Source organism: Chamaesiphon sp. VAR_48_metabat_403 (assembly GCF_031422475.1).
Classification (GTDB): Bacteria; Cyanobacteriota; Cyanobacteriia; order Cyanobacteriales; family Chamaesiphonaceae; genus Chamaesiphon.
Genome location: NZ_JANPLS010000034.1, coordinates 1 through 19,061, shown reverse-complemented (window position 1 = coordinate 19,061; position 19,061 = coordinate 1). Strand labels below are relative to the sequence as shown.

Sequence of the window (19,061 nt, the reverse complement as noted above, 5' to 3'; positions counted from 1 at the left end):
AGGGATGAAGATTTAGCGGGGAGACGGGGAGACTGGGGGCGGGGTGGAAAATCCCCTCCGAGGAGGGGTGCCCGTAGGGCGGGGCGGGTAAGCTCTCCGCAGCAACTCTAAAGCTGTCTGTCGGTAAGCATGAAGTTCGGCATAATTTCGTTACGAAAATACCCAATTCATTACTAAAATTTAGTAACACCCTGCACTTAATAAATACACCAATTATAGTGGTTAACCAAGTCGAACGATCGCATTGACAAAACCTCGCTCTCAAATCTCAACTGCGATGGATTCAACATCGCTCGATCGGGGAATCCAAATTGGCTCTCTGGTTGCATCAGCTTGTAAATATGCGTGGTTTTGCAACAGGAACTCGATCGCTTTCTGAAAGTATTTAGCATCATGCGATTCAAATACGAGTTTGTCTAGATCGATCGCATCGATCTTAGTCTGGATCTTAGTCCGAAACTCGTCATTGTCGATCGATTCCAGTGTCAATCGTACATACTCTAGCGGCGTTGTCGCCACTAGTTCTCCCAATCCAATTTTCCTCATTAATTTTGCTCCCGCACGACTGTACCATCGATCGCCTTCAAATACCACAGATGGTTTGCGTAAGTACAAGCCATCGACGATGACGTTGCAGCCGCCAAAATGATAAGCATCTAAGCACATATCCCCCTCTGCCATGATGTCCATATATTTGTCATAACTTTGATAAGGGTAAACACAAACATGCTCTGCACCTACGATCTGCTCGATATCGCGCACGAACGGTAAAAAGTCATTTTTACAAGTCAAGCCACCGCCTGCAAAAATTCTAAATAGCACATGTTTATTCGCAGTTGTCGCAATTTCTTGTAGCGATCGTAGTAATGGATCATTTACTTTTTGAGCGTACCAAGGACAATTAATAATAAAAGTTGATAACAGTTCTGGCGAGCGATTAACCTTATGCTGGATCTGATAATTAGGTTGCTGATGAATCGCTCCTATCCCAGGTAATAATACCAACCGTTCGGAATAATTACGTTGGGGATTATCGGCTACTTCTGCATCGCTACCGCTGATAAAGTAGTCAATTTTACTACCAAAAGTACTAACAGGATGACCCAATCCACAAATTTGAATCGGGGCGATCCGCAGATTTGCAAGTAAAATACTTTCAGGGATCATCCCGATATCGGGAAAATAAATAGCTGCAAATTCATTAGTTTTAATTCCGCTCAGATCGAGCTTACCATCGACATTTTTGAGGTACTTGACTGCTTTAAAATATGTGGTGTCGATCGGTAGATTACGATCGCCTAAATGAATGAGTGTCAATTCATACTTATCTGCAAGTGTAGCCACATATTCTGAAAGGATTCGATAAACTGAATGCTGGGGAAACCAGCAGCCTGAGACGATCGCGATCTGGTTCGGCTGGGGTGTGTTTTCGATGTGAATACTTTTAACTAGCTGGCTATTCTGGATCGATCGATTAATTTTTTGCTTGAGGATGCGATCGAGATCGCCGTCGATATAAGTCGCCCCAAAATAGAGATTATCGATATGATAAAATTCAGTCAGTCGATCGTCATCGTAAAGAATATGTTCGCGCAAATTTTGATAGACGACTCGATTGACTAATCCCGATCGATATAGTTCTAAATAATGGGAATACCAATGACTAGCGAGTTCGGGATTAGTATCGAATAGCATCCGCCGATCGATCTGGACGGTATTTCTCGCCGAATAGAGCGTCAGCAGTTTCACATAATTTTGTGGTTGGGCATTTAATAATTCTAAATATGGATCGGTCGTTCTAAAATCTGAAATTGCCACTAAATTAGAAATCGTGAGATTAGATTTAATGAAACTTAGTCCATCTCGATCGGTTAATATATAGTCCGGTTGAGTAAGAATATATAGAAAATTTTTGACAAATGCATTAATGAAATATCGAGACTCGTCCGTCAGCTCGACATAAGTGACTCGATCGAAATAGCTTAATATCTGTAACAGTCGATCGGAGAGTCGATCGTAATTTTTATCAGCATAATCTTGCAATAATTCGCGAGGATTAAATTGAATATCTACCGAATTTTGTACGCCCATATTCGCTCTCGATTAAGCCGTTACTCACCCCGTCTTTTGGGTGTGAGGAGTGTGGGAAGTAGATAGAGTTTAAATCCCCCAGTCTCCCAGTCTCCCAGTCCCCCCGCTCCCCGCTTCCCCCTCTTAGAATTTAGACTCAGGTTCGCCAATTAAAATAAAAGCCGCCCAATTGATGGGAATGGGATTGGTTTTCTTGGTTTCTAACATCGCCAGCCGCAACGAGCGGGCGATATTTGATGTCTTAGTAAAGTTCTGATAAAAAGACACCATTAAAGTTCGGGTGGAGAGATCGGGGACTGTTCGCAAGGAGACAATCGTACTCGGTACTCCTGTCGAAATCCACGCCCGCGATAAGCCAATGACACCATCGCCAGTAATTCTACCTCGCCCCGTATCGCAGGCACTTAAAACTACGAGTTTGGCATTAAGTTTGAGGTTCAAAATTTCACGGCTAGTTAGCAAGCCATCATCTGTTCCGGCGGGAGCTAGTGCCAGCGCGCCCGGAACTTCAGTAGAATCTACCCCAGCAATGGACACATAATTTAACAATCCATGCGTAGCCAAATGCACGAATCTCGCTTGTGAAAGTGTCTTGAGAAAGTTGGCTTTCGTGGCACTTTTCCCCATCATCGGCTGCGTATTTAGCAACTGCGAAATTTCTTTAGCTTCTTGCTCCGAACCGGGCAAAGCAGCCAGTTGAAATGGCGGTTCGCCAATTTTATTCACAATTTTGGGCATGGTGGGATTACCCACGACAACAGCCGATCGATTGGTATCGTTCGATTGAAGTTGACGTTGCCGATCGGTAAAGTTTAACACTTGAATTGAAGGTGCCGAAAGTACGGTATGCTTTTCAATTAAAAATTTCCCATCGGGCGATTGTAACGCTGCAAATGGCACCCGAAACAGCGAATCTTGAGGAATAAAAATTACGTAGTCATCGGGATTTTGGGGGAGTAAATCGGCAATTGGGGCGATCGCGATCTGATAGAGTTCTCTAAGAGCTGGATATTTGCCTTTGGTAAATTTAGCGATCGATGGTTCGATATCTAAACAGTCTTGACGATCTGGCATCAGACAGCGAGACGCATTAGTCAACTGTTCGAGCGTAATTTTCTGCTGTCGGAGGGATTTAAGATCGACTTGGCGAAAGGTAACTTTTCCATTAGGCTGAACTACCCAAATATATAACTCGGCGGCTTCTCCGCGTTGTTTTCCCCGAAATTTAAACTCTTGGTCGGCGACGATCGAATAAGATACTAAAGTTGCTTGATGTTGTTTGGCAATCTGGCGAATTTTGTCGATCGAGGGGGTCGAAATATCTGCGGATTCGCGGCTAGGTTGACTGCTGGCAGTTGAAGTCAGGCGATTTGCCAATCGGAGCGCAAACGCCCGCGCTCGACCTTGCTCGGCGGCTTCTAGAGCGGCTTCTGGCTTGCGATCGGCAATGAGTACTTGTTCGAGGAGATTATAGCTGAAAGCTTGAGTATCAAAAATCGAGACTTGCTCTAATTCACTTAGTGAAGATCTCATTCGATCTAAAGTGGCGATGGCACTGCGGAGCTGTTGTTGTGCGTCGGCTAATCGATTGGTAGCGAGGAAAGTGTGGGCGAGGCTATTGCGGGCGAGAGCTTCAGTGCGGGGGTTTTTACTGGCGATGGCAATATCTAGACTTTGTTGGTGAGATTGAATGGCTTTGGCGTATTCACGCCGATCTTCATAAATTAAGCCTAAATTACTCAATACTTCGCCTAATAGTTGCGGGTTTTCGAGTTGTTTGGCTAGCGTTTGTGCCTGTTGGTAGGTGGTGACACCGAGATCTTTATCTCCTAACAGATAATGCGTCGTACCTAAATTAATTAAAATGCCAGTTTGTAGGGTACGATCGTCGAGGGTGCGGACAATTTTGAGACTATCTTGATAAAATGTTAATGCCTTTCGATCTTGCCCCTGATTGGTATAAACTGCCCCCAAATTACTAAGGATATTTCCCTCTTGCTGGGTATTTTTGGTCGATCGAGCGATTTCTAAACCCTGCTTATATAATGGAATCGCCCGATCGTAGTCGCCGATAATTGCGTAAGTATTGCCGAGATTACTGAGAACTTGTCCCTCAGCTTGGCGCATATTTAACGATTTAAAAATTGTCACTGCTTGTTGGTTGATAGTTAGGGATTTGGGGTAGTTACCCAATCGCTGATAAGCAATGCCTAAATTACCCAATGTCTGCGCTTGAATTTTGAGATTATTTGTCTTTTTAGCAAGCTGTAATAATCGTTCGCCAGATTCAGTCGATCGGGTGTATTCTCCTAAATCTAAATAACCACTATTTAACACACCTAAAGTGGCAATTTCGCCCTGTTCGTCGCGATCTTTTTGATATAATTTAAGTGCTTGCTGCCATGCTGTCACGGCTTGTTTGAGCTGGCGATCGCGATAATGGGTTACTCCAGTTTGGAAAAAATCGCTAGCAGTCGTCTGGGCGATGCGATCGACTTTATTACCTAAATTAGTTGACAATTGTACCCGATCTGTGGCAATTGCTGGAGCTAAACCGATCGCCAACAGATATACACTCAAAATGCCAACTTTAATGTTCATTTGATTATAGCAATCCTATTTTATTTATGATCTATCGAACCGCAGCGATTTGCGCTCGTCGGGGAACCCGACGGTTTAGCAAATCAAGACAGAGGCGCAGAGGGCGCAGAGAAGAAAGGAAGAAAGAAAGATATTCTCACCATTCATTTAGGACTACCATATTTTTATTTTATGGCTAAATACTCATATCTCCCGATGGTTTGGTGTTGGGCTTCTGGGGGTTGGGAGTTGGAGTCGTTGGGGTAGCATCGGTAGGATTAGGAGTTGATGGTGTGGTGCTGGGTGAGGTATTCGCTTCGACTTTAATGGCAAATCCTTTAGTTACTTTCTGTCCGTATTTATCGGTAGCCGTGAGTGAAATTTGAGCTGGTATTGCTGGAGTGACAGGAATTTGTTTGGTACCCGATTTTTGGACGGTACCGAAGGGATTGAGTTCGACTTGGATATTTTCTTCGCCATCTACTTGCCAGTTCAGATTTAAGGTTTCACCTTCTTTGACGACAATCGATTCTGTCTCGCTACTATTGAGTGTGAAACTAACTATCTTTAATTGTTTGGGTAATACTTCGATTTTGACTAGTTGTGGCGCAGCGGGTACTTTTTTAGATTTAGAAACAGTAATAATTTCTAGTTGATATTTACCAGCCTGATTGAGTTCGATCGGGACACCAGTACACGTTAATTGCATGGTTTTGGCTTCCGTTTTACAGTTAGGATCTTTATCAATTTGCGCGCGATCGATCTTCGGTTCGGCGGTGATTTTGCCATCTTCGGTTTTGGCAGTAATTTTCACTGCTTCTAGTTTATCTGGATATTTAATTACCCAATTCAGCAATGGTTTATCGCCTCGGTTATAAGTCGATTTATCTGCTTTAACTTCTTTAAATTCTGGTTCGGGCTTGGCTGTTATTTCCACTTCATCTGTGGTTTGTGAAGCTAGTACCTTACTATCGCGATCGAGTACTTTAATTTCAAAAGTATATTTACCTGGCTCCTTAGCTTCTGTTGTAAAGTTGCGACAAGTTAGCACCCGGTTTTGCTGGGTACATGGTGCTTCAGTATTTTCTTTCTCACCAATCAGATCGGTAAGTTGTAGTTCTCGTTCGCTGGGAATCGGCCCTTTAATTGCCAGTTTCAAAGATTGCATCGCCTGAAAATCATGAATTTCCCAATTTAATAATACCCGATCGCCTTCACCCAGCTTGCGACTTTCGGGGGCAAACTTTTCTAATCTTAATGAATTAGGTCGAAATAGCATCCAGCCGATCGCGCCTAAGCTACCTAAAAATCCTAAAATAACTAATAGTAATAGTAATAATTGCCACCAGGGTCGCGGTTGCCAAACTAACGTTTGGGGTGGGATAATTTCAGTAATCGGAAATTTATCTAGATCCTGACAATCGATTTGAAAATTAATAAATAATCCCGCTCCGATCCAGGGTTGTTGCCACCAATGATTCGGTCGAACTCTCAATTGGACGACAGTATTTTTAGCAGGTAATAATCTTAACCGATCGGGTGTAAACCCATAGGTGCAAATTTCGGTTTCAATTTGAGTTTTGGCACTAAAAGCCATTTGTCGGACGGTATTACCCAAGTTAGCTATTTCTAGTTCGTATTGTCCATCGCTCCGGTTAATTTTGCCCAAAATAGTATTTGTTTTAACACCGAGCCGATAAACTGGCGGAATTTGGACGTAGACCAAATCCAACATCATTAAATTGGGTGAATTTTCTGAATGTAACCGGAGCGTAAATGAATAATTACCAGCCAATACATCGACTGGCGGATGAAATTTCAACCAAATTTGTCCGACAGTAGTAGGATTGAGTTCTAGTCGGGTAGCACCCGATCGCAAGCCAGCATCCGCACCGATAGCGGGATATTCGATCGTCAGCCAGTCTTCTTCTAAATCGGCACAACTCAGTCTAAAACTATCAACGCGACTAGAGCGATTATTAACGGTGATGCCTACTTGTAAAGGCGTACCAGCCTGATAAATTAGCTGTTGTTTGGGATTGCTCGTCGGTTGTAAAGTAAACGTCGGATCGTACTCGCGGACGATCGTTTGTTCGGCTAATAACACCTTAATTTGCTGCGGAAACTGAATCGGCGTATCGGCAGGGTAATGTTGGGGCGCATCGACAATTACGGCATAATCGTAGGTACCGGGCAAAGTATCGATCGGAATCGGTACCTGAAAACTCACTTCAATACTTTGTTGTGGTGCCAATGCTACCCGTTCGCACGGCGAAATCGACAATCCGCTAAATAGTTGAAAGGCTTCATCCAAGAATATATCGATAATCGCATTTTGGGTGCCTTGATTGATCGCCACCACATGGAGTTCCAATACTTCTCCAGGCATCCCCGATTGCACTCCGGGCGGATTGATAATTACTTTGAGTGGGCTAAATGTGCCTGACATTGACAATGTTTCCTCAATTTATCAGTTGATGTAGTTTAACCTGAAAGTCTTCACCGCCAGTAATAATTGCCACACCTCGATCGATTGTTTTCAGATCGATGCTATTAATTTTACGATCGCCACGGTAAATCTCTTGTCCGATTGGCGACTTAACCCGATCGAGTTCGTATTTTGGTGTCAACCACCAGCCCATTAATTTACCATCATCCCCACCACTGACTAATAACTTACCATCTTCGCTAAAAGCGATACTCCGAATTGCTTGTTTACTGGCTTGCCACCTGGCTTTAACCCCGGTGGAATGACAATTTAGTTCTTTGACCCCCTCTGCTGCCGCACCGCCGCTCTGGGCGCAACTAGCCAAATCCCAGATGGTAATATAACCATCCGAATCGGCAGTCGCCAGGGTAGCTGGTGTATTGGGTGCAAATGCTAACCCCCAAATAAAATCGCCAGTCCCCGCACTGAGTTTTTCGTCTAATTTGGCTAACTTTTGGATTGCTAGATTGCTACTATTAGCTTCAAAGTTCCGATTTTGCCCCTGCCAGACGACAAACTGCTTGTAGTTACCCCCGATCGCTAATAGATTGCGATCGCCGCTCAGAGCCAACGAGCGCACCTGAAAACCGATTTTAAGCTGACTTTTAAGATCGATCGAATGCTCCGCTGAGAGTTGAAATTGGCGATCTGCTGCGGATCTTTGCCACATTTGGACGGTACCGCTACCATGTCCGACAAATAGATAATTGGAATCTTGACTGAATACCAAATCGAAAACGCGATCGTCGGTTTTTTGTTGGGGTGCGACTAATTCGGCAGTCTTTTTCGCCGTCGTCACATTCCAGAGTTCGACATTGCCATTTTCCAACCCCGCCGCCAACCGATTGCTATCTTCGGGCATCAACCGCACCACGCTAACCGCACGGTTGGGGGTTGCCAATAACCCTTGCGGCGGCTGCGATTTGCCGCAGGCGGTGGCTTGACTGGCAACCAGGCTTCGGGCGGGGACTAATTTCTGGCTATCTCTTTGCCACCGCCGAATCGTACAATCATCCGATCCGCTAATTACCGTATCGCCATCGCCGCTAAACCGGACAGAATTGACAAATTCTGTATGCGCGATCGTCCCAGGCTTGAGCAGCAGCGCGATTAACCCCCCGATCGCACCAAGCGCGAGTAACTGCAACCACAACGGCACGATCGGTAAAACCTTAATCGTAAATGACTCGGTAGCCGGGTCGGTAGTGCCTAATCTTTGGTCTGAGAGGACGGGTTTAGCTTCAAGGTGCAAAGTTTTACCAATGCCCACCCAGGGGCGTTTGGTGGCGATTTCGACGGGGATGGTGGTAGTTTGTCCCAGATTTAAATTCGCAGTTGGGGGTACAATCGGTTCGCAGAGATCGAGATCTCGACCTTGAATTAAAATATCTACTTGTTGATAGAGATTACTATCGTTTTTAATTGCGGCGGATAGAGACGTGGTTTTCTCTTTCCAGTTGGGGAGCCATCGCCCCTGCGCGGGTAATTGAATCTGTTTGGGTGCGATCGTCAAGCCAAAAAACCCGACTGGTAAAATCTCGATATTGCCCGTATTACTCGATGCTGGCAGATCGAAACCCACCGCTTCAATTGTGAATGGATAATTTTGACTCGGCGATTTGGTTACCGCTGGGGGCTGACATTGAAAATTAACTTCGGCTTGACTGGCTGGAGCCAGCGATACTCGGCGTTCGGCACCACCCATTAGCCAACCTGAATCGATCCCGGCTAATTTGAGTACCACCTCAATGAATTGCTGACCCAAATTTCGCACCCGCACCGGAATATCGACAGTATTGCGAGGATAAATTTGAAACTGTCTGACGGGTAACTCTATACTAATTAGCGACGGTCGCCGATCGGATTCGATCGTCAATCTGACTACCAGCCGACGTTCTTCGCGCAATTGGGGCGAAAATACCCGCACCGTTAAATCGATTGTCCCGACAAATCCCGGTACGGGACTTTCAAAGATAATCACCTGAAAAGTAGTCGTACTTCCGTGAGGTTGCGCTGCGGCAACTTCTGGCGAGATTTTATACCATTTATAACCCGAACTGAGATTTTCACCAGGAGCGGAAACTTCAACGTGAAAATTAGCAAATTGATCGCTATTATTGCCGACGCTCACCTCAAACGAAACAGGCTGTTCTGGCGATCGAAACGTCAGAGCGTGAGTTGAAAGACTGGCTTCGATCGCGCTATTTTCCATTTATTTTTTAGCTATATTTTGATACGTCGCGATCGGAATTGCCCAACTTAAAGCTTCCATCTTCTCGAAATTCTCGACTGAAGGCTTCGTCCCATCGGCAAAGATAAATGCATCGATGCCCTGGACGGGATACTTTAGTCTACCGTTAATCCCGATCGATTCACCCTTGTCATTAAATACTGGCCCACCACTCATTCCCGATGCCACATCATTGGTATAACCCAAACTATATCCATCTGGTAAACTCTGCTGTAAAATCCAACTCACTTTGCCAGATGTAAACCGAAATGCTTTACGTCCCCAATTAGTCGTATCCTCAATTTGGTCGGAATTAATCGACTGATTGTTAGGAAATCCGGCAGCATAAACTACTGAATCAACAGCTAAATTTTGAGAATTACCCAGCTTGACGACGCGATAAGTAGTTTCACTCTCAAATTCTACTAAAGCGAGATCTAAACCCTTTAATTTGGGTGCGGGTTTCATTTTAGCTGGATAAATTTTACCATCGGGCGATAGCACTCGATATTTACCTTTTTTACTGGCATCTAATACATGCTGACAAGTCAGAATCGTATAAGTATTATTCGTGCGATCGATTATTGCACCAGAACCCGGTGCCGTATCTGTCAAAATTCTGACAGTTACTTCATCGGCAATCTTTTCGACCGTTTTGGCGTTTTTATCTTCAGTTGTGGCTGGCGTTACCTCTGGAATATTAACAACATTCGGACTCGATTGACTGATTGGGGTTGTCAGCTTTGCAGCAGTTAATTGCTTAATTTGCCATCCGACGATCGCGACTAGGGTAATCGCGATCGGAATCGTCCATCTCTTTTTATCTAACATCAATTCCTAACTATTCGGAAAATTGTGATTGAGCTAGGGCGATACCCCAGCTCAATCTTCCCTCGCACCCGATCTCCAACTAGTCTAATTTGGTTCTTCAGCATTAGGATTGGGATCTTTCAATGCATTTTCGATCGCATCGCCATAAGTTGCTGGTTGCGCTGCGGGATCTTCGCCAGCCTTGCGTAAGATGCCACCACCAGAACCTAATTTACTGAAATTCAACAAGCCCGCGACGATGGTTTTTTCCTGTCCCTTCTCCTCTGGCTTTAAGCTAAACAAAATATTTTCAGAATTACATTTTTCTCCTTTCTTAGTAATATAACAAATGACTGGTACTGAGTTTACAATGCCATTAGTCATATCTAAATTACTAAGTTTGCCACTAATAGCTACAGCTTTAGTCAAACGTTGACTGACAATTTGACAGCGTTTCTCTGGCGTATACTTACTACCAAAAGATTCATCTCTCCACGTAATCATCGGCTCAGTAATCCGATCTCCTCTCCGAGCGACTGTAATGGGTTCTTTTTTGTCGCCGTTGACTTTCATTCTACATTCAAAGGTAGTTTTAGGTGCGGCATAACTTGGTGCTGGTGCCAAGATAGCAGGCGCAGTCACCATGCTGAAAAGAACTAATCCTAATAATTTATGATGATTCGATGTTGATAACTTCATGAGTTTTATCTCTATTTAAACAATTAAATTAGCGATCCCTTTCTTTACCCAATTTTTAGACTACACCTTACCCTAGAATACCAGTTGATTTCAGTTTATCACCAATTTCAGAGCTAGTTTAATTTGGCTCGTCATTAGTGGCGTTAGGATTGACAGGCTCTTTCAATGCATTTTCGATCGCATCTCCATAAGTCACTGGTTTAGTCGCCACAGTCTGTCCGGGCGCACCGCGCATAATGCCACCGCCAGCACCTAATTTGCTAAAATTCAACAAGCCTGCAACGATGGTTTGCTCCTGCCCTTTCTCTGACGGTTTCAGGCTAAATAAGATATTTCCAGAATTACATTTTTCACCTTTCTTAGTAATATAGCAAATTACTGGCACTGATTTAATCGATCCGTAAGTCATATCCAGATTGCTGAGTTTACCGCTGGTAGCTACAGCTTTAGTTAAACGTTGACTGACAATTTGACACCGTTTTTCGGGAGTATAAGTGCTGCCAAAAGATTTGTCTTTCCACGTAATCATCGGTTCGGTGACTCGATCTCCTCTACGCGCTACCGTCACGGGTTCTTTAACATCGCCGTTAACTTTAGTTCTACATTCAAAGGTGGTTTTAGGTGCGGCATAACTTGGTGCTGGTGCTAAAACAACAGGTAAAACAACCATGCTGCAAGTAACAACTAGTCCGAGTAATTTAGCATTTGATGTTAATAAGTTCATAAGGTTACTCTCTGTTTGAATAATTAGATTGGCGATCGACTTCTTTACCTAATCATTAGACTACACCTTAAAAACAGAAGTTCCAGGAGGGAGCAAATAGTTACACGAGCTTTGACTTCAGAGGGTTTCTGAAAAATCTTATTGGCTTCGATCGTAAATCTGAATCCCCCTAAATCCCCCTTAAAAAGGGGGACTTCCGGATCTGGTTCCCCCCTTTTCAAGGGTGGCTAGGGGGGATTTCTAGGGTTTACGCTTAACAAACTAGACTTTTCAGACATCCTCTCAATCTGAGCTTGGTAGGGGCAATGTCTTGTCGGTTTTTTGATTCGGAGGTTCCCTCCGTTGGCGTAGCCTCTCCGTAGAAGATATAAAACCGCCGCTGTCTTGTCTCGCATAATCCGGGAGGTTTCCTCCCGGCTGCGTTGGCGAAGCCTCTGCCTTAGCAGATACCGCTTCATGAATTGCCCCTACCTCACTCACCAACTACCTATTAAGACTGAAGATAATGGACGATCGAATCTGCGGTAGCCATATTAGTTGCGAGTAAAATCTCATTGATATTACATAACCTTAATAAAGCTTCCTCATTTGCTTGTCCCGCTTGTGGTGGCGCGAAGAAATCCTTCAAGAAAATCACCGCTAATATATCACCAGCATTCACTAAAGAAGCAATTGTTTGGTAACCACCTGATGCACCACTGGAAATCTGTTGGTTGATTTCTAATCCTGTTTGTTGGCGCACATCATCCGCAATCGACGACCATGAGATCGTCAAACATTTTGCCAGAAAATCTTTGTGTCGCTCAACGATATCTGTCAGATCGGCAATTTTGCTATCGTGTGCGATCAGTACGATTTGTTTCTTACTCAACAACTCTGCTCCATTTCCATGATTGTATGCATTAAATCCACCAATAACTGCTGCTGTTGTTACGGCTGCGGCAATCGGAGCCATCGTATCCACAGTTAGTGGAATTTCTAACTCTAGCTCTGCTGAGGCTTCAGATTCTACCTCTGCTGTTTGGCGTTGCTCGAATGTGTCCATATCTTCGAGTTCGTCGGCAGTCAAGTCGAGGCTTTCTAAGCCTAAATCTGGTGTTTCTCCGGCGAGTTCGTCGGTAGTTAATTCGGAATTTTCCAAACCGAAAGCTGGTGTTTCTACCACCACTAATTCATCGACAACTAGTTCTACTGATGGTGGTATCGGCGAGTCTAATTCCGGCGCGAGATCGGCATCTGAGGCTAGTTCGCTTGCTAAGTCTGGAGCTGATGCGACTACACTCGGCGGTGAAATTGGTTCTTCATCAGATGCATTTAAATCTAATGCAAGTGGCAGATCCGTAAGATCTACTAGACTCAAATCATCATTATCTACTTCAGAAATTACTGGTTCTACAGGCACTACTGGCGGATCTTCCCCAACATTCCAAACATCATTAGTTAATGGGGGTAACGAATATGCTTGAGGAACTCGATCCAGCATATTTTCATCATCCGTTCGATCGACTTCTAGCGCAATTTCTGGCTGTGCTAATAAGTCTAAATCTGCCAAATCTTCACCTTCGCCGCTCTCAACTATTGTAGCTGGCGGTACTGTTTCTGGCTCGGCTAATTCTTCATTAACTAATGAAAGAGATGGCTGCGCTACATCTGGCTCTTCGCGATCGATACTTAGGTCTGAATGCTCTTCTAAGCCGCGATCGATCGGCTCGACAGCATCTAGCTCCTCATCGATCGATGCAGGCGATGGAGGGGTTTCTAATGCCAAATCTAATGAATTTTCTGCACCCCAATCGTCGCTAATTACCTCAGTTAGCGGCGTTTGGGCGAGAATGGGAGCCAGCGGATCGGTACTATCTAAATCGTCATCGAGCGATGCAAGCGATGGTGGAGTTTCTAATGAATCTGGTAAACTTTCCACTCCCCAATCGTCGCTAGTGACAGCAGTTGGGGGAGTTTCTGCTAAGATGCCGTCAAGCGGATCGGTACCATCGAGTAGATCGTCGAGCGATGCGAGTGATGGTGGCTGTGCAGTTAGATTTAGTGGCGTTGCGACACTCGATTCATCCTCAATCGCAGGAGCTGGAGGTGTTTCGGCAACTACCGGATCGGGTTGTGTTGAAATATCGATATTATCCTCGACAAGTCCGAGCGATGGTGGCTGTTGCGAACTGAGATCGGGTGGTGCGATCTCACTCGGATCGTTGATAATAATTCCCGATACAATTAGCGGCGCGATGGCTGCTGCGGCTGGATTGGTAGGAATTTCAACCTGTTGTTGACTGACTTTAAATAATGCCGGATCGATAACTTTAAAGACTGTGGCTGCTAATTCTGGTTCTTCTTCTACCTTGAGGATAAAATCGCCGATCCGAATCGTATCGCCAGCGTTCATCGGATATTCGCGCCCTCCATCGACTAATTCTCCATTAAATAACGAACCATTTCTACTACCGAGATCGGTAAAATAATAACTACCATCTTTAGTCGAAAATTTAGCATGTTGACGACTCAAATCGGCACCATCTAAGACTAAACCACATTCTGGCGATCGCCCGATCGTACAGTCACCTCTGACTTTGAGCGAGTTAAGATCGAATTCGGGAGCCTCTAGTTCGGGTGCTACTTCTGCATAGTAGATTTTTACTTTCATGATATTTTCTGGTTAATTTTATTTATTTCTTCAACCCAGCACTGGCGCGAGCTGTGTTCTAAATTCAAAATCTCCTCTTGCGACCAATGGAAATGATATGCAATGAAAGCTACCTCTTCATGTAATTGCGATAAAGGGTAGCTTACGACTCCCCCGCCAGTTCTAGTTTGACTGCGAATTGAGTATTGCAGTGGGGACACTGAGTTGGAATTTTGGCTTCGCCCTGTTGGTTGATTTGATTATAGTATTCCCGCAAAAAGGCAATATCTAGTATTTGTAAATTTTCTAATAGATCGGGCGTAACAGACGTGTAACTACCCAAGCGTGTAATTACCCGCGACAGCATAATTAATACTCCATAGGCAGGATTTTCGCGAACGTGAGGATCTTGTTGGACGATAATTTCATCTTTCGCTGTAGCCAGCCGCATTACCCCCTGCCGATTGACCCGTTGCCGATCGTCGATTAGTCCTCTCGGTAAAGTAAAGCTGAATTCAGTAGTGAGATTATCCTTGCGGCGCATAGTTTCAGTTGAAAGTTGAATTTTCAGGGTTTACCGATCGATCTCTATAATTTTATTTCTTAAATGAGTAAAATTAGCAATTATTATATATTTAGTTAAGATCGAAAGATCGGCTAAATTTTGTTCTATATTCTCTAACTACTAACCCCTGAGTCGATCGAGCGATCTGGCGATTCGATCGCCGCTCCAGCCGCCGCATTATTTTCTTCCCAGCCATTAATCTGACGATAAAAATCTTGCAGATAATTTAGATCTTGCGTAAAAAAATTTTCGACGATCGCCGGGCTAAGTTCCGAAAGCGCACCCAAACAAGTAATCACTCGCGATAAGATAATAATGGTTGCATATCCAGGATTAGCTTTAACTCTAGGATCGCGCAAAGGTGAAATTTCATCGATCGCAGTCGATAGTCGCATTACCCCTTTACGATGGAGTACCCCATCAGGATCTAAGTATCCTTTAGGGAGTGTGAATTCAAACTCTGTCGCAAACATAATTATCCTAAATTGTTACTATTTTAATTTGCATAATTTAGTTATTTTTTCCTACCTTTAGGATCTACGCGCTCGAATGTCTCGTAAGCAATTTCTAGTTCTTCAATTTCAATTGTAGTAGCACGCGCATTGAGGTCGGCAATTTTGTAACTGCTCGGCCAAGCCATGCCGAGATTAAATCTCGCTTGGATGTCTCCAGCTTGATCGTAAATGCTCAAATCGGCTTCACGACGCTGGGTAGACCAGTTGCCGTCCTGAACCGATTGAAACCAATTCCATAAGGTTTTAGAGCAAGTCATCCCCCGTTTAAGGGTGAGATTACCGCTTTTGACGTTACCAGGAATTTTAGTTCGGACAACTAATCCTGTGGTAGATTTCCCCCATTTGTTGGGAGTAACTTCACAGATTTCGATCGCATCTTGCGTGCGTTTCAATCCCTGACATTCTAAGAAAATACCGTCTACTTTCTCATTATGTTTATCTAATGTCAGTCCGACATAGAACCGATTGGCGGTAAGAATTTCAAAGTCAGGCATATTCGATTTTTAACGAGTAATTAAATAGGTTAAGGAGACATCGACAAGATGCCTCCTTTAAGTCATAAATAATGGCTGCTAGAAACTTACAGATCGTTATTGAACTCGTTTGATGCCTTCGTGAACTAATTCGATCGTTTCGGTTGCCATATCGCCCGATGATGCGGTTAATGTCGGCCCGGTATATTTACAGGGATAACAGTTTTCGATTTCCCATCGCGCTTGCATGTTGCCAGCTTGGTCGTAAGCCGATACCGAGCCGAGTTTGCGTTTGCTAGTCCAGTCGCTTTTACCACCCATATTTTTATTACAGGCTTCGTACCATTTGTAGAGATCTACATCGGTAGTCGCCACTAATTTCAGGGTAATATTCGTAAATTTAGCAACCGTCGGCGTGGCTTGACGAGTTGACATTCCACCCTTGGAAGAGCCATGAATCTCTTGAGCCGGAGTCGATTCCACGCCCAAGCCGCTGACTTCCTTAATGATTTTTTGTTCGAGACCTTGTGCTTCAAAATAAAATCTAGAAGCGGTTAAAAATTCAGACACGATCTAACTCCTATTTTTAATTTTGCTAGTTGTGTTTTTTCGAGGGGTAAAGGGTAAAGGGTAAAGGGTAAATGAGCAGCAGTCTCAAACCCTAAAACCTAAAACCCAAAACCCAAAACCTCAAACCTATCCCCTATTCCCCTTCAGCCCCATTCCATTGGCTGACTCGGAAGACAATAAATTCAGCAGGTCGGACGGGACAAATACCGACTTCGATATATAGACGACCGAGAATCATCGTTTCGGGTGGGTTTAACTCCGCATCGCATTTGACATAAAATGCTTGGTCTGGGGACGAACCAAATAAGGCTCCTTCTCGCCACAGCCGTTCGAGGAAATTACTCACCGTCCGGCGGACTCGCGCCCATAGATCTTCATCGTTTGGCTCGAATACCGCCCATTGCGTGCCGAGTTCGATCGATTTTTCGATATAACTCATTAAGCGACGAACGCTGATGTAACGCCATTCGGTTTTATCTGGTTCGACGAGAGTGCGTGCGCCCCAGATCCGAATGCCCCGATTGGGGAAACTGCGAATACAATTGATCCCTAATGGATTCAATAGTTCTTGTTCGCGGAAATTAGTCTCATAAGCCAGTCCGATGACCCCTTTGGGCACTTCATTCGCTGGTGCTTTATATACACCCCTGGTTTCATCGTTGCGCCCCCATACACCCATAACGTGACCGCATGGCGGTACGAGAATTGGTTTACCACCATTCCGGGGGTTGGGTACCTTGATCCAGGGATAATATAACGCACCAAACATCGATCGACGGTTGAATCGTTGCAACCAGTCCACTACAGCTTGAGGCTTAACGCAATCGGGCGGAGTATCGAGGACTACCATCCGGTTGGGTGGGTTGGGAATATCGCCGCTGGCGGAACCCTCGCACATACTCAGCATCAATTCCATAATGCCGTGTACCTGGTCGAGATTGATGACTTGGCTTTGATAAGCGCGCATCAAATCGGGACACGCTAACATGGTAATCTCATCGATTTCAAATAGCCCCCGTACGCCCGTCCGATCGTCCCGTACGCCTTCTAATTCGACGGCAAAGCGATCGGGTGAAGAAGTTACTAAGGGCGGTGTCAGCTCGTACTGTCCGTTGCTGGGGCGACGTGCGAGTGGTTGTCCGGTGCGAGAAAGTTCTTCAACTGCGACATACATTGAAGTTCTCAATGCTTCGACCGCGAAAGTTGCCACTGTCGCCGCCGCTTCGGGATTCATCGTTAAATGCTCGTATCGCTCTAATACTTCTTCACCCCGCCGAATTTGGAGATTGAAGTATTCGCCAGTATTGGGCGGAGCTTCACCTTCGGTACCTTCTGGGATCGGGCGCGGCGTACCGTCGCTAATCTGGAAGTTGAGCGCGCCACCAGCCGCCTGTTCGGGGCGGAGGGTAAATTTCAGGGTGGGACGATTGCCGCGTCCGGGAACTTGCATGACAATCGGTTCTGGCGTGCGCGGTTTGGGCGTTCCTGGCAATTGGGTACCGATACTAGTCACCCAACACCGCCCCCCACCGTTCATAAAATAGCCATATACCGAAAATGGCATGTAGGCATTAAAGTCGGTAAATCCATCGGAGTTGGGACGGGCAAAATAAGCCAGATATTGCGTCCAATTGGTAATCAACATCGGTTTGAATAATTCCGCATCGCCGCGAACGTCTTCGGTAAAACCGACAAATCCAGCCACCGCCGTACTGACACCTTCGATCGGACGACTGCCGCGATCGATTTCTTCTACATAGACACCGGGCGCAAAATAATCGAGTCTCGCCATGAAAATATCTCCAAGTTGCTGAATTTTATACCGGAGTTAGTAATACTTCTTTAATTACATAAGTCTGACTTTCTACCAAAAAATTCACAGTTTGTGGTAGATAATTGGGACAATCTATTCTGACAACATAGTTGCCAAAATGCAGATCTTCAATAAAGAACAATCCTTCCTCGCTGCTGAGTGCCGTTATTTCTGTCCCGACGACCGAAATTGTGGTGTCGGTCAAGGGTAAGTTGGTAACTGCATTTTTAACTATCCCCGCGATCGCTACCCGCTTGGTAATTGTCATCACATCGCTACCGGGCAAACATTTGTTTCGGATACTAACAATCCGATCCCAAACCAGCGATTTCGGCACCGTCTGTGCTTCAAAAGGTACGGTGACTGTTAAAAATAACGCCGCCCGTAAGGGTATTGTCAACGCACTCCATAAAGAGCTAATTTCGATCGCAGGTTCGATCGCCACTGTCATCGACAAATTACCATGACCTCGCAGTTCTGGTACCAAAAATTCTTCGCGTAAAGAACGATGCCGCAACAAAATAGTTAACGCTTCTGCAAGCAAGTGGTGTTCGCCTAAAGTAGTTTTGTCCCAAGCTGTTAATAGCAATGAGACATCGATCCAAGTCGGCGGCCAACTCACATTTGCCGTCTGCATCGATCCGGTTTTGTTACGCTCGAATTGCCTCCCAGAGTGTTGCAGCTGCTTACTTTCTCGTAAATCGTAGACATAAACGTTGAGAATTGGTTCTGTTGCTTCTTCTCGACGATCGATCGGATGACCGAAATCAATTTGCTTGGTACTGGTAAGAGAAGTACCCCCTGCCAGAATTTCTGCTAATGTTTGAAGGACGAAAATAAGCATCAGTCAGCCGATGGCTAATTTATGATG

General features: G+C 44.8%; 15 protein-coding genes. All 15 read right to left on the bottom strand.

What is annotated here, in order from left to right; genetic code table 11:
• Positions 1-261: 261 nt before the first annotated feature.
• The 15 genes from RMO79_RS01810 to RMO79_RS01745 all read right to left on the bottom strand — a co-directional run bounded on the left by RMO79_RS01810 (position 262) and on the right by RMO79_RS01745 (position 19,034).
• Complete coding sequence (locus RMO79_RS01810) at positions 262-2,091, bottom strand: hypothetical protein (protein WP_310481343.1); 1,830 nt, start codon at positions 2,089-2,091, stop codon at positions 262-264.
• 123 nt (positions 2,092-2,214) lie between these two features.
• Complete coding sequence (locus RMO79_RS01805; RefSeq protein ID WP_310481342.1) at positions 2,215-4,692, bottom strand: CHAT domain-containing tetratricopeptide repeat protein; 2,478 nt, start codon at positions 4,690-4,692, stop codon at positions 2,215-2,217.
• Positions 4,693-4,867: 175 nt separating this feature from the next.
• Positions 4,868-7,120: a hypothetical protein gene (locus RMO79_RS01800; RefSeq protein ID WP_310481341.1), complete on the bottom strand. Its 2,253-nt coding sequence runs from the start codon at positions 7,118-7,120 to the stop codon at positions 4,868-4,870.
• 13 nt (positions 7,121-7,133) lie between these two features.
• Complete coding sequence (locus RMO79_RS01795; protein WP_310481340.1) at positions 7,134-9,371, bottom strand: hypothetical protein; 2,238 nt, start codon at positions 9,369-9,371, stop codon at positions 7,134-7,136.
• On the bottom strand, positions 9,372-10,220 hold the full coding sequence (locus RMO79_RS01790; RefSeq protein WP_310481339.1) for a serine protease: 849 nt from the start codon (positions 10,218-10,220) through the stop codon (positions 9,372-9,374).
• A gap of 84 nt (positions 10,221-10,304) precedes the next feature.
• On the bottom strand, positions 10,305-10,898 hold the full coding sequence (locus tag RMO79_RS01785) for a COP23 domain-containing protein (protein ID WP_310481338.1): 594 nt from the start codon (positions 10,896-10,898) through the stop codon (positions 10,305-10,307).
• A gap of 118 nt (positions 10,899-11,016) precedes the next feature.
• Complete coding sequence (locus RMO79_RS01780) at positions 11,017-11,622, bottom strand: COP23 domain-containing protein (RefSeq protein ID WP_310481337.1); 606 nt, start codon at positions 11,620-11,622, stop codon at positions 11,017-11,019.
• 490 nt (positions 11,623-12,112) lie between these two features.
• Positions 12,113-14,275 carry an FHA domain-containing protein gene (locus RMO79_RS01775; RefSeq protein ID WP_310481336.1) on the bottom strand — a complete coding sequence of 721 codons (2,163 nt, stop codon included), beginning with the start codon at positions 14,273-14,275 and terminating at the stop codon, positions 12,113-12,115.
• Positions 14,272-14,454: a DUF6760 family protein gene (locus RMO79_RS24410; protein WP_396136495.1), complete on the bottom strand. Its 183-nt coding sequence runs from the start codon at positions 14,452-14,454 to the stop codon at positions 14,272-14,274. Before RMO79_RS24410 ends, RMO79_RS01775 begins: the two co-directional genes overlap by 4 nt.
• Positions 14,418-14,798 carry a phage tail assembly protein gene (locus RMO79_RS01770; protein WP_310481335.1) on the bottom strand — a complete coding sequence of 127 codons (381 nt, stop codon included), beginning with the start codon at positions 14,796-14,798 and terminating at the stop codon, positions 14,418-14,420. The genes RMO79_RS24410 and RMO79_RS01770 overlap by 37 nt, the downstream gene beginning before the upstream one ends.
• 134 nt (positions 14,799-14,932) lie before the next feature.
• Positions 14,933-15,292 carry a hypothetical protein gene (locus tag RMO79_RS01765; protein WP_310481334.1) on the bottom strand — a complete coding sequence of 120 codons (360 nt, stop codon included), beginning with the start codon at positions 15,290-15,292 and terminating at the stop codon, positions 14,933-14,935.
• Between the two features lie 41 nt (positions 15,293-15,333).
• Positions 15,334-15,828 (bottom strand): phage tail protein, encoded by a 495-nt coding sequence (locus RMO79_RS01760; protein ID WP_310481333.1) that lies wholly within the window; start codon positions 15,826-15,828, stop codon positions 15,334-15,336.
• Positions 15,829-15,924: 96 nt separating this feature from the next.
• Positions 15,925-16,377: a phage tail protein gene (locus RMO79_RS01755; RefSeq protein ID WP_310481332.1), complete on the bottom strand. Its 453-nt coding sequence runs from the start codon at positions 16,375-16,377 to the stop codon at positions 15,925-15,927.
• Between the two features lie 133 nt (positions 16,378-16,510).
• Positions 16,511-18,169, bottom strand: coding sequence for a phage tail sheath C-terminal domain-containing protein (locus RMO79_RS01750; RefSeq protein WP_310481331.1), 1,659 nt, complete (start codon positions 18,167-18,169; stop codon positions 16,511-16,513).
• Positions 18,170-18,194: 25 nt separating this feature from the next.
• Entirely contained in the window at positions 18,195-19,034 is an 840-nt protein-coding gene (locus tag RMO79_RS01745) for a Pvc16 family protein (RefSeq protein WP_310481330.1), read from the bottom strand.
• Positions 19,035-19,061: the final 27 nt, after the last annotated feature.